Source organism: Kribbella sp. CCNWLW201, assembly GCF_037203805.1.
GTDB lineage: Bacteria > Actinomycetota > Actinomycetes > Propionibacteriales > Kribbellaceae > Kribbella.
The window spans coordinates 362,667-374,651 of sequence record NZ_JBBCBQ010000006.1; the positions used below are offsets into that span (position 1 = coordinate 362,667).

The following is an 11,985-nucleotide window of genomic DNA, read 5'->3' on the forward strand; positions in this document are numbered from 1 at the left end:
AGCATCGCTCTCAGTCCTTGCCGGTGGCTACTGGGCGGGTGGGGTCGGTGATCCACTCGGACCAGGAGCCGATGTAGACGGTGGCGGGGGTGCCGGTGATTTCGAGTGCTAGTGCTTCGTGGGCGGCGGTGACACCGGAACCGCAGTAGACGCCGACCTGGGTGGAAGTGTTGACGCCGAGCTTCTCGAAGCGCTCGCGGAGCTCGTCAGCCGGGAGGAAGTGGCCGCTCTCGTCCACGTTGGCGGTGGTGGGGGCGTTGACGGCGCCAGGGATGTGGCCGGCGACCGGGTCCATCGGCTCTACCTCGCCGGCGAAACGCTCGGGCGCCCGGGCGTCCAACAGAACGCCTGCCGCGGCGACCTCGGCGGCGCCATCGGCGTCCAGCATCGAGATGTGGCCTGCCGTGGCGATGAACGAGCCCGCGCCGTCGGCCGGAACGTCGGCGGTGACCTCTCCCCCGGCCGCCTGCCAGGCCGCGAGTCCGCCGTCGAGCACGCGTACGTCGCTGACGCCGAAGTACCGGAAGATCCACCAGGCCCGTGCGGCCGCCATCGAGTTAGCCGCGTCGTAGACGACCACCGGCGTACTCGGGTCGACCCCGGCCCGGCGCAGCGCCGCGGTCACTGTGGTTGCTGCTGGCAACGGGTGGCGGCCGGGCCCTGGTGGTCCGGCGAGCTCGGTTTCCAGGTCGACGAAGTACGCGCCCGGGATGTGGCCGGCGTCGTACGCCTCCTTGCCTGGCGGGCCCGCGAGGTTCCAAGTGACGTCGATCAGCACCGGACGCTCAGCCGCTGCCCGCAGCTCGTCGACGGTGATCAGTGGGCTCATGACGTGGCTCCTCCGAAGGGCAGTACCTCTGGTGACAGGGTGGCGCGGGCTCGGGCCTGGGTGAGCCGGCGCCGGTGATGGCGGCGGCACAGCACCTCGTACGCGACCTCGTGGTCGTGCGACACCATGTCACCCACCACGAGTTGCTCGCCCTCCGTCACCATCTCACCACCGATCGTACGGGCGTTGTGGGTGGCCCGTTCACCGCACCAGCACAATGCCTCGACCTGGAGCAGTTCCATCCTGTCAGCCAGCTCGACCAGCCGGGCCGAGCCGGGGAACAACGTGGCCCGGAAGTCGGTCAGGATGCCGAAGCAGAACACGTCGATCTGCAGCTCGTCGACCAGCCGGGCCAGCTGCTCGATCTGCAGGGCGCTGTAGAACTGGGCCTCGTCACAGACCACGTAATCGATCCGGCCGCCCTGGGTCAGCTCGCCGACGACGAACTCCCAGAAGTCGAAGTCCGGCCGTACCTCGATCGCCTTGGCGGCCAGTCCGAGCCGGGACGACAGCACCGATTCGCCGGCCCGGTCGTGGCTGGTGAAGATCCGGCCGAGCCGGCCACGGGCCTTGTGGTTGTGGTCCATCTGCAGGGCGAGGGTGGACTTGCCGCAGTCCATGGTCCCGGTGAAGTAGAGCAGCTCAGCCACGGGCGATCATCCTGCCAAGTCAGCGGACCACCCCGCACCTCGGGGTGGCGCGTCGTACCAGGTCGGTACCGTTCCCGGGGGTCGGCTTGGGTTCTGAACCGTCGTACGGTTTGAATGGATCGTGCGCAAAGCCCTGGTCCTGCTCCTCGCGGCCTTCCTGATGACCGCGTCCGCCTCTCTACCGGCGGTCGCCGTACTGGTCCAGGCCGAAGCTGGACTGCGGGCGTACTTCGTCATCACCGAGCCGAAGCAGACCGCCAAGGTCACCGGCGCGATCACCTCCAACGGCGGTGTCGTCTACGCGGCGTACGACGCGATCGGCGTGATCGTGGCGCACTCGACCGCGACCGACTTCGCCACCAAGATGCGCGCGGTCGACGGAGTCCAGAAGGCCGGTGCCACCCGCACCTCGGATCTGCCCGCCGACATCGGCGCCCCGGCGATCCCGGCGCAGGTGCCCGAGGTTCCGAGCAGTACGCCGGAGACCGACCGGCCCGACATGGCCCAGATCGGCGCGAACCGGGCCTGGGACAAGAACCCGGGCGCCAAGACCATCACGGTCGGCGTGCTCGACACCGGTGTGGACGACCAGCACCCCGATCTGAAGGCCAACTTCGACGCCACCAGATCCGCGTCCTGTGCGTACGGCAAGGCCGACACCCGGCCCGGTGCCTGGCGCCCGGTCGGCGAGCATGGCACGCACGTTGCCGGCACGATCGCGGCCGCCCGCAACGGCGCCGGCATGGTCGGCGTCGCACCGGGCGTGAAGGTGTCCTCGATCCGCGTCGCCGAGGCGGAGAGCCAGTTGTTCTTCCCGGAGAACACCGTCTGCGCGTTCATGTTCGCCGCCGACAAGGGCGTCTCGGTCACGAACAACAGCTATTACACCGACCCGTGGCTGTTCCTGTGCCCGTCGGACCCGGACCAGGACGCGATCGCGGAAGCGGTACGGCGATCCGTCGCGTACTCGGACTCCAAAGGCGTGGTCAACGTCGCCGCGGCCGGCAACGAGGACTACGACCTGGCCAACAAGACCGACGACGACTCGAGCCCGAACGACTCGACCCCGGCACCGCGCACGGTGACCGACGACTGCCTCAACCTGCCGGCCGAGCTGCCGAGCATGGTCGTGGTCGCCTCGGTCGACGCGGCCGGCGCGAAGTCGCGGTTCTCCAACTTCGGCGAGAACAAGATCAACGTCGCCGCGCCCGGTGAGAACGTCTACTCGACCGTCCCCGGCGGCGGCTACGAGTCGATGAGCGGTACGTCGATGGCCTCGCCGCACGTGGCCGGTGTCGCCGCACTCGTGCGCAGCATGGACCCGAAGCTGACCACCGCCCAGGTCCGCGCGAAGCTCGCCGAGCAGGCGAACGATCTGGCCTGCCCGCCAGGCGCGGCCGGCGAATGCATCGGCAGCCAGGCGAACAACTCGTACTACGGCGAGGGCATGGTCGACGCGGCCGAGGCAGTCGGCGCGGCCGCCGCCCAGCCGCAGGGTGCCATCTCGATCACCAAGCCGTCCGATCAGCTCGGGTTCGGCGGCGTACCGGCGATTCCGCTGCTGCTGAAGGGTTCCGGCGGCACCGGCGAGATCAGCTACTCGGCATCGGGTCTGCCGCCCGGCCTGAGCATCGACGCCGAGCGCGGCTGGATCACCGGCGTACTCACGCCGGGATCGGGTCGGTACAAGGTGACCGTCACCGCACGCGACGGCGAGGCGAAGACCTCGCAGGCAAGCTTCTTCTGGAACGTCTGGAGCTTCTAGACCCCTGCGTCGACGAGCAGCGGGATCGCCATCTCGTCGTCGGTCAGTGATCCGTGCAGGCCGATCAGACCTGCCTCCTGCGGATAGCGTCGGCTCGCCACCAGCGCGACCGGCCCGAGGGACGCGACCACGACATCGCCCAGTCGCGGCGCGACCCGATCCTCGACGCTGCCGAACCATCCGAGCTCGGTGGCTTCCGCGCGGCTGAGCACCAGCGCCTTGTCGCCCAGCCGCTCCCGGTACGTCGCCAGTACATCGGCCTCCGCGCCATCAACGCAGTACAAGTGCCGGAAACGTGACTCACCGCCCACGAGCCGAAGGCCGTCGGTGAGAGCCGGCTCGGCGTCGAGGTCGACCCGGTCCTCCGGCGCGACGTCGACCATCCCGTGGTCGGCGACGACAACCAGTACGGCGTCCCGCGGCAGGGCTGACCTGACTTGGAGGGCGAACGTGTCCGCCGCTGCCAGCTCCTTGCGCCACTGCCAGGACTCGGAGCCCTGGTTATGACCGGTGTAGTCCAGCTGGGAGTCGTACACGTAGACCAGCGACGACTTCCCCTCCCGACTGGCGAAGCGGGTCGCGTCCAGCCGGTCCTCCACCGTGTCCGCGCCACGATGCGCACTCCCCCGGAACGCCGCGGCGGTCAGCCCGGACGTGTCGAAGCGGGCCTTGCTGACGTTGCGGGTGGCCACACCGGCGGCCGCGATGCGCTCGAACACAGTCCCGTGCGGCTGCCACCTCCGCGGGTCCACCGGCGCATCCCACGACAATGCGTTCAGCAGTGCACCGGACTCGGGCACGATCGAGGTGTATCCGACGATGCCGTGTGCACCAGGCGGAAGGCCGGTCCCGAGGCTGGTCAGGCTGACCGCGGTCGTCGAGGGCACTCCGGCGGTCAGACTGCGACCTGTCGGCAGCAGCGACGCCAAGTACGGCGCGACGTCTGCATGCCGCTGCAGCAGGTTGAATCCCAGTCCGTCGAGGAGCAGGACGGCGTACCTGGGGGCGGGCGGTAGACCGAGGACGTTCTGCTCGTGGGGGACCGAGAGGGCACCGGCCACCGAGGGCAGTACGTCGGCTAGCGACCCACCGCCGTACCGCGGGCTGACCGGGGCAGACATCGGCACTACCTGCTGGTGGCGAACGACAGCGCCTGCGCGAAGTCGAGCACCTGCTGGATCCCGGCCGGCCCGTCGGCGGCGGCGCTGATCCGCAACGAGATGTCGTCGGCCGCGACGGAACCGGTGTAACCGTGGTCGGCCTCGCAGTTCGGGTCGGCGCAGACGGCCGGCTCGAGGTCGATCCGGTTCACCATCCCCCAGCCGATGGTCAGGACGACCTCGCCACCGCCGGCCACGGCCGGGTCGGACTTGCCCGAGGCGTAACCGGCCGGATTCGGCACCACCCGGTTGACGACCACCGCGTTCACCCGCTGCAGCGGGATCGCCTCGGTCGAGGTCGACGCGTACGGCGCCCGGATCAGCTCGTCGGCCGCGTGCTCGTCGGTGTGCCCGACGATCAGCCGGGTCGGGGTCAGCGCCAGGATGGTGATGTGCCGCCGGACCTCGTCGCGGTCGAACGTCGGCTCGTGCTGGAGCACGAAGGCGGTGATCGGCTCGCCCGCGATCGCCACCGCGAGCGAATCCGTCACCACGTCCGGGTAGTAGCCGCAGCGATCGATCGCCTCGCGTAACGCGGAGGAGACATCTGCGAGTTGCGGCGCATTCAGGTCACGCATGCCCTCATCCTTGCACGATCCGGTCCACGCGCGATTTCCCCTTGTGGACAACCGCGATCAGTTCGCACTTGCCTTCCGCAGCACCGGCGCCCCGGCAGCGCCCGCGACGGCGACCAGCACGAGCCCGGCGACGATCTGTCCGATCAGCAGCAGAACGCCGGAATTCCCCTCCGTGATGATCTTTCCGCCGCTCAACGCGAGCCCACACAGCGCTCCGAACCCGACCACGGGCAGTCCGGCGCCGATCACAGGTACGACGGCCGCCAGCCGGGCCGACCGTTCGATTACTGACAACGGCACCCCGGACCGCCGTAGCGCACGTGCGGGAGCGGCTTGGTCCAGCGCCGTACCAACTGCTCCAGCCGCGGTCGAGGCGGCCACAGTCATGAACACCAGTGTCAGAAGCAGCGCCACCCCGATACGCAGGTCCTGGAACGTCGGATCGTCGTCCCCTGACGGCATGAACACTGAGATGAATCCGGTGACGAAGCCACTCAGCACCAGCGCCGCCACCGGCCGGAACGCACCCTTCGGATCGTCAGCGAGTCGTCGCCCGGCCAGCAGGGCAACCGGACCGTTCGCCAGGTTCGCCAGCGTCTTGCCGATCACCTGCACCACCCAGGGTCCGATCACTCGTACGGCGAGCGCAGCCATACCAATCCCGATCAGCAAAGGGAGAAGGGCAGCCTGCATGCCGTAGTACGCAAGCACGATTGGTCCAATCGCCAGCAGCCCGAGGCGCAGCGCACTGGTCGCCTTGCGAGTCTGACCACGTACGACGCCCAGCGGGGTGATGCTGACCCGGCCGAGCCCGATCAACGCGCTGATGACCGACAGGATCGGTACGGCGGCCAGTACGACGAGCACGTTCCACCAGCTGACCGTGATGTCGTGCACGAACCACCGACCACCACCCAAGGGGATGCGCGCGATCAGCGGAGTCAGGACGGTGTAGCCGACGAGACCGACAACTGCACCGGCCAGACCAAGGACTGCTTGCTCCACCGAGCTCAACCACAGCACCTGGGTCCTGGTGGCACCTGCGAGCCGCAGAGCAGCCAGACGGTGTTCACGACGCATGGCCGCTACGCCTGCAGCCTGACCAACGAGGCTGAGCAGTGGGAACAGCACGAGTGCGATGCCAAAGGCAACTGCGATCAGCAGACCGACCATGCGGCTGTCCATGACGTTCTCACGCCAACTGGCGACGTACTGCGGGTGTTCCCCCACCGCGCTGGGCGCGACACCCCGTATGAGGACCAGCTCCTCCGGGGAGGACAAGCCCTTGTCGCTGATCACGCCGGTCGGCTGCTCGACGCCGTACTGCTTGCTGAGGCTGGACCAGTGCTTGGCGAGCTCTGGCGAGACGAAGACCTCGCCGGCCTTCGGAGTGTGGTCGAGACCCGGCGGTGGCGGGAGCGCGTTGGGTCGCAGGGTCGCGAGGTCAACGCGCAGCATCGGGAGGCCATCGACCTTCTGCTCGTCGTCCTGGTTGATCGCACCTATCGCGGTCGCGGGGTCAGCCTTGTCGGCCGAGCGCCAGCCGATCCGGTCCGAGCGGTGGACCAGGCCGAGAGACCCGGCGATCAGGAACGTGACAAGGAGCGCGACGACGGCGGTCGCACCGAGAGCGGCGAGGTTGGCCGCGCGGCCGCCTGGGCCGGGACGACGGACGAACCGCAGTCCGAGATCGGTCATCGGGTTCATCGGTCGGCTCCGTGCGACTCGCTCACGCGGCCGTCGACGATTCGCACCACTCGGTGGCAGCGGGCGGCGACAGCGTTGTCGTGGGTGACGACAACGACGGCGGCACCGCGATGCGTGGCGGCGCCGACGAGCAGGTCGATGACGTGGGCACCTGTCGCGGCGTCGAGTGCGCCGGTGGGTTCGTCGGCGAAGACGGCCTGCGGCTCGCCGACCAGGGCTCGCGCGATCGCGACACGCTGTGCCTGACCGCCGGACAGCTCGCCCGGACGGCGACCGGCCTCGGCGGACAGGCCGACCTGGGCGAGCATCATCCGGGCGCGGCCGATCGCATCGCGGCGGCTCACCCCGTCGACCATCAAGGGCAGCGCGACGTTCTCGTCGGCGGGCAGTTCGGCGAGGAGTTGGTTGTCCTGGAAGACGAACCCGAGCCGGCGACGCCGCAGGACCGTCCGGGCGGCGTCGTTCAGCTGATCGACACGCTCACCGGCCAGCCAGACCTCGCCCTGGTCCGGGGTGAGGATGCCGGCTAGGACATGGAGAAGCGTGGTCTTGCCGTTGCCGCTCGGGCCCATGACGGCCAGAGCTTCACCTGACCGTACGGCGACATCCACGCCGGCCAGACCGACGACGTCGCCGTAGTACTTGACCAGGCCGTGACCGCTGAGGACGACCCGCTGTTGCGTGAGTTGGGGACTCTGGAAGTTCATGCTCCCGAGCTTTTCGCGACACGCTCGAAGGATCGTCGGCCCACGGACCGGTCCTCGCGTCGCCTTCCGGAGTCCCTCGTCGCGTTGTCGTAGTACTGGGGTCGTACGTCAGTCGGTCCGGAAGGTTGACGGGAACGCCGACGGGAAGGCGTCGCGGTAGCTCAGGATGGGGCCGGACGGGGTCTCGACGGTCTCCGCGTTGAGCATCGCGTGGACAACCGCGCGGGACAGCGTCCGGGCTCCGGCCGTGTAGAGCGTCTCCAGTTGGCCGAGGGCCGCCGTGTCGGTGACGCTGAGCCGGGGCCGGTCGTCGTCGGGGATGCGGGTCGACAGCGCGAAGATGCTGTCGCCGTCGACCAGCGTGTGGATCGGGTCGATCGCCCGGGCCAGCCCGTCGTGCGCGATCATCGCCATCCGCTTCGTCGCCGCCTTGTCCAGCGGTACGTCGGTCGCGAGCACCGCGATCACGGTGTTCATCCCCGAACTCGGGCCGGGGATCAGGTTCCGCCCGGGTACGACGAGGGCCGGCTGGTCGGTCGGGGTGCGCAGGAACGAGAACTCGTCGCCGAGGCCGAACCGCGCGCCGTACAGCCGCCCCTCGGTGTCCACGGTCGAGCCGGCCGCGTTCACGATCACCAGCGCGCCGACCGTCGTACCGTCCTCCAACCGGACGCTGGCCGAGCCGACGCCGCCCTTGAGCGACCGCGCCCGGGCACCGGCTCCGGCACCATGGTTGCCGAGGGCAACAGGACCGTCGGACGCGGCGGCGATCGCGTCAGCACCCCAGGATGCGTCGGGCCGTGCCGTGAACTCACCGCCGCGGCCGAGGTCGAAGATCACCGCGGTCGGCACGATCGGTACGACGTCCCGCTCCCCCGGCCCGACCCGCACACCTTCACCGCGCTCCTCGAGCCATCGCATCACACTCCCCGCGGTGTCGAGCCCGTACGCGCTCCCACCGGTCAGCACGACCGCGTTGGCACCCGCATTCGAGTTCACCGGGTCGAGCAGATCCGTCTCCCGTGTCCCCGGCGCTCCCCCGCGCACATCCACTCCGGCCACCGCCGTACCAGGCACGTGAACCACCGTCGTCCCCGTCAGGTACGGCGTATCCACCCGCTCCACCTGCCCCACCAACACCCCAGGAACATCAGTGATCGCATTGCGCGGACCCGGCGTCATCGTCATGCGCACTGTCTAGCATCCCGCCGAAATCCGGTTGCGGCGGACACTAGCTTGGATGGCATGAACGCTGATCTGCTCTGTGGTCTGTTGGCTGAACCGGCGAGGTTGCGGACGTACTCCGCGGTGGTCCTCGGCGCCACCACTCCCGAGCAGGTTGCCGGGAGCACCGGACTGCCAGCGGCCACCGTCGTCAAAGCCCTGCAGCGCTTGAGCAAAGGCGGCCTGATCACCTCCGGCACCGACGGTCTCCGGGCTGACGAGGCCGCGTTCAAGGACGCCGTACGCGAAGGTCGTCCGGAGCGGCAGCCACTCGATCCGGATCCGGACCGCGACGCCGTCCTCAGATCCTTCATCCGCGACGGCCGCCTGACGATCTTCCCGACCGTCCCGGCCAAGTTCCGCATCGTCCTCGAGCACATCGTCACCAGCTTCGAGCCCGGCCGCAGCTACCCCGAGTCCGAGGTCAACGAAATCCTCAACCACTGGCACCCCGACCACGCCGCCCTCCGCCGCGAATTAGTCGACGCCCGCCTCCTCACCCGCGCCAACTCCATCTACACCCGCCCCGCCTGAGCCCGCCTGAGCCCGCCTGAACCCGATCGGGCATCGAGTGCGACCACCGTGCTGGCGACAAGCGCTTGCCGGCAGCCAACTCCTTCCACTCGATGAATCGCCGCACGGTGGCTTCAGTGGCGAGCTGATGCGGGGTCAGGTGAGACGCCGGGCCGGGGTGTCCTGACGGGGCTTCTCGTTGGGGGCGATGCGGATGGCGGTGTCGAGGACGGTGGCGCCTTGGGCGGCGACGAGGACTGAGCGGAGGTCGAGTTTGACGACCTCCTCGAGGTCGAGGGTCAGGCGGGAGACCCGGTGCAGGAGGTTCTCGATCGCGGGGATGTCGACCGGGTCGGTGCCGCGATAGCCGTAGAGCAGCGGCGCCGCCCGGACCTCGCCGACCATCTCGGCGGCGTCGCGGGTGGTGAGCGGCGGCATCCGGTACGAGCGGTCGCCCAGCAGATCGGTGGCGACACCGGACAGGCCGAACGTCACCACCGGACCGAACGACACGTCCTCCAGCGCCGAGATCACCACCGGCACACCCGGCGGTGCCATCTTCTGTACGACGAACTGCGCGCGACTCGGGTCGGAGGCGACACCAAAGGTCCGCGTCATCTCGTCCCAGGCCTCGCGCATGTCGTCCTCGTCGTGGATGTGCCGCCAGATGTCGGCCAGGTCCGGACGCATCCGCCACTGCTCGGCTGTCGCCTTCAAGATCACCTCGAAACCGAGATCCGCGGCCCGCTCGACCGCCTCGTCGGCGCTCTGCACCGGGAACGCCGGGAGCACCGGGATCCCGTAGAGGCTGAGCAGCACCTGCCGGTCTTCGTCGTTTAGGTCGGCGCCGTTCGGGTGCTCCTGCAGGTACTGCGCGACGAAGTCCTCCGCCGCCCGGGTGTCGACGTCGGGCAGGTCGGGGATCCCGCTGTCCGACTGGCGCCGCCACTCGGCGTACTGCGTCGCCTTGGCCAACGCACCCACGGCGTACTGCGGGTTCAGGAACGACGGAATCGAGCCACGCGCGGCACCACCTTCCGCATCCGGCACCCGGAGCGCCTCAGGCACGCTGCGCGACGCGAGGAAGGTCGACACGACAGGCTTGTCCGATCCCGCGGCCGCAGCGGCGACGACTCGGGCGACCTCGGCACCGTTCGACTGGACCGGTGGCGTGTAGATCACCACGACCGAGTGCACCCGGTCGTCGGCGAACACCTCCGACAACGCCGTACCGAAATCCTCGGCACTGGCGTCCGGGCTGAGGTTGCGCGGCTCCCCCGCGACGTCCAGCCCGCAGCCGGCCATCGTGTCGAGCGCAAGCAGCGTCAGCGCGTCCGAGTTGCTGACGACCGCTACCCGCCGCCCCTTCGGCAGCGGCTGGTGTGCGAGCAGCTGGGCGACGTCGAACAGCTCACCGTTCGTGTCGACTCCGATCAGCCCGCTCTGCCGGAACATCGAGTCGATCGTTGCTGGCGGCAAGTGGCTGCGCCGGACCATCTGACCGAGCGGCACACCTTGGGTGGCCCGGCCCGACTTGAGCGCGACCACCGGCTTGCGGCCGGCCAGTCGACGCGCCACCCGGCTGAACTTGCGCGGGTTGCCCAGCGACTCCAGATACAGCAGCACGACCTCGGTCGACTCGTCGGAGTACCAGAACTGCATCAGGTCGTTGCCCGAGACATCGGCCCGGTTACCCGCCGACACGAAAGTCGACAGCCCGAGGCCACGCCGCACCATGTCGGCCAGGATCGGCACCCCGAGCGCACCCGACTGGCAGAAGAACGCCACCCGGCCCCGGCTCGGCATCAACGGCGAGAGCGTCGCGTTCAACGACACCCCGGCTGCGGTGTTGATCACCCCGAGCGCGTTCGGCCCGATCACCCGCATCCCGTACGACCGGGCCAGCCCGGCCAGGTACCGCTGCCGCTTCCGCCCCTCGTCCCCGATCTCCGCGAACCCGCTCGACACCACGACCAACCCGCGAACCCCTTTGGCCGCGCAGTCCAGGACCACATCGGCCACCATCTCGGCCCGTACGGCGACCACGGCCAGATCGACCGTGTCGTCCACGTCCCGGATCGTCGGGTACGCCGGAACACCCTCGATCTCGTCCGCGTCGGTATCGGTGTTCACGGCGTACAGGCGACCGGTGAAACCGCCGTCGCGGAGATTGCGCAGCAGCGCGTTGCCGATCGTCCCCTCCCGCCGGCTGGCGCCGATCACCGCGACACTCGACGGGGCCAGCAGCCGGGCGATCGACAGCGCCTCCGACCGCTGCTCCCGCGCCTGCATCACGCCGAACGACGTATCGGTCGGCGCGATGTCGAACTCGACCATGATCACGCCGTCCTCGAACTCCCGCGCGACCTTGTATCCGGCCTCGGTGAAGACGGTGATCATCTTCCGGTTGTCGGGCAGCACCTCGGCGACGAACTGGGTGATCCCGTTCTCCCGGGCGGCCTGGGCGAGGTGCTCGAGCAGCAACTGACCGAGGCCGCGGCCCTGGTGCGCGTCCTCGATCAGGAACGCGACCTCCGCGGTCCGGCGCCCGGTCCGCTCGTACCGCCCGACGCCGATCATCTCGTTGCCGACAGTGACGATCAGTGCCAGCCGGTCGTGGTAGTCCACCTGCGTGAACCTCGCCACATCCCGGTCCGACAGTTGTGGATACGGGGCAAAGAACCGGTAGTACTTCGATTGTTCGGACACCCGGGCGTAGAACGCGACCAGCAGGTCGGCGTCGTCCGCGGTGATCGGCCGAAGATGTGCGGTAGCGCCGTCCCGCAGTACGACGTCCGCCTCGAACTCGGCCGGGTAACCGGCTGGGGTCTCCTGCTCCGGCGGTGTCACCC

10 protein-coding genes are annotated in these 11,985 nt (G+C 69.2%); 2 read left to right on the plus strand and 8 right to left on the minus strand.

Going from position 1 to position 11,985, the window contains the following annotated elements; genetic code table 11:
• Window positions 1-10 precede the first annotated feature (10 nt).
• Window positions 11-829 (minus strand): sulfurtransferase, encoded by an 819-nt coding sequence (locus V9K99_RS25855; RefSeq protein ID WP_337004717.1) that lies wholly within the window; start codon window positions 827-829, stop codon window positions 11-13.
• On the minus strand, window positions 826-1,479 hold the full coding sequence (locus V9K99_RS25860; RefSeq protein WP_337004719.1) for a thymidine kinase: 654 nt from the start codon (window positions 1,477-1,479) through the stop codon (window positions 826-828). Before V9K99_RS25860 ends, V9K99_RS25855 begins: the two co-directional genes overlap by 4 nt.
• Window positions 1,480-1,600: 121 nt before the next feature.
• On the opposite strand from V9K99_RS25860, the gene V9K99_RS25865 reads away from it, so the two are divergent.
• A complete protein-coding gene (locus V9K99_RS25865) occupies window positions 1,601-3,244 on the plus strand; it encodes a S8 family peptidase (RefSeq protein WP_337004721.1) in 1,644 nt (547 codons plus the stop codon).
• Here the strand turns inward: V9K99_RS25865 and V9K99_RS25870 are convergent.
• The 5 genes from V9K99_RS25870 to V9K99_RS25890 all read right to left on the minus strand — a co-directional run bounded on the left by V9K99_RS25870 (window position 3,241) and on the right by V9K99_RS25890 (window position 8,584).
• Window positions 3,241-4,365, minus strand: a complete 1,125-nt coding sequence (locus V9K99_RS25870) for an alkaline phosphatase family protein (protein WP_337004723.1) — start codon at window positions 4,363-4,365, stop codon at window positions 3,241-3,243. The two genes, V9K99_RS25865 and V9K99_RS25870, sit on opposite strands and share 4 nt — an antisense overlap.
• Before the next feature lie 5 nt (window positions 4,366-4,370).
• Complete coding sequence (locus tag V9K99_RS25875) at window positions 4,371-4,982, minus strand: DUF5998 family protein (RefSeq protein WP_337004725.1); 612 nt, start codon at window positions 4,980-4,982, stop codon at window positions 4,371-4,373.
• A gap of 57 nt (window positions 4,983-5,039) precedes the next feature.
• Window positions 5,040-6,689: an FtsX-like permease family protein gene (locus V9K99_RS25880; protein WP_337004727.1), complete on the minus strand. Its 1,650-nt coding sequence runs from the start codon at window positions 6,687-6,689 to the stop codon at window positions 5,040-5,042.
• The gene (locus V9K99_RS25885) at window positions 6,686-7,396 is read right to left on the minus strand and encodes an ABC transporter ATP-binding protein (RefSeq protein WP_337004729.1); all 711 of its coding nucleotides are present in this window, start codon (window positions 7,394-7,396) and stop codon (window positions 6,686-6,688) included. The genes V9K99_RS25880 and V9K99_RS25885 overlap by 4 nt, the downstream gene beginning before the upstream one ends.
• A gap of 108 nt (window positions 7,397-7,504) precedes the next feature.
• Complete coding sequence (locus V9K99_RS25890; RefSeq protein WP_337004731.1) at window positions 7,505-8,584, minus strand: P1 family peptidase; 1,080 nt, start codon at window positions 8,582-8,584, stop codon at window positions 7,505-7,507.
• Window positions 8,585-8,641: 57 nt separating this feature from the next.
• Here V9K99_RS25890 and V9K99_RS25895 point away from each other — a divergent pair, with 57 nt between their 5' ends.
• Window positions 8,642-9,154, plus strand: a complete 513-nt coding sequence (locus V9K99_RS25895) for a DUF2087 domain-containing protein (protein WP_337004733.1) — start codon at window positions 8,642-8,644, stop codon at window positions 9,152-9,154.
• A 135-nt stretch (window positions 9,155-9,289) separates the two neighbouring features.
• Here the strand turns inward: V9K99_RS25895 and V9K99_RS25900 are convergent, their stop codons facing one another.
• Window positions 9,290-11,983 (minus strand): bifunctional acetate--CoA ligase family protein/GNAT family N-acetyltransferase, encoded by a 2,694-nt coding sequence (locus V9K99_RS25900; protein ID WP_337004735.1) that lies wholly within the window; start codon window positions 11,981-11,983, stop codon window positions 9,290-9,292.
• Window positions 11,984-11,985: the final 2 nt, after the last annotated feature.

Coding starts and splice junctions, on each gene's coding strand:
- V9K99_RS25855 (WP_337004717.1), bottom strand. CDS start 829: ATGAGCCCACTGATCACCGTCGACGAGCTGCGGGCAGCGGCTGAGCGT.
- V9K99_RS25870 (WP_337004723.1), bottom strand. CDS start 4,365: ATGTCTGCCCCGGTCAGCCCGCGGTACGGCGGTGGGTCGCTAGCCGAC.
- V9K99_RS25875 (WP_337004725.1), bottom strand. CDS start 4,982: ATGCGTGACCTGAATGCGCCGCAACTCGCAGATGTCTCCTCCGCGTTA.
- V9K99_RS25880 (WP_337004727.1), bottom strand. CDS start 6,689: ATGAACCCGATGACCGATCTCGGACTGCGGTTCGTCCGTCGTCCCGGC.
- V9K99_RS25885 (WP_337004729.1), bottom strand. CDS start 7,396: ATGAACTTCCAGAGTCCCCAACTCACGCAACAGCGGGTCGTCCTCAGC.
- V9K99_RS25890 (WP_337004731.1), bottom strand. CDS start 8,584: ATGACGATGACGCCGGGTCCGCGCAATGCGATCACTGATGTTCCTGGG.
- V9K99_RS25895 (WP_337004733.1), top strand. CDS start 8,642: ATGAACGCTGATCTGCTCTGTGGTCTGTTGGCTGAACCGGCGAGGTTG.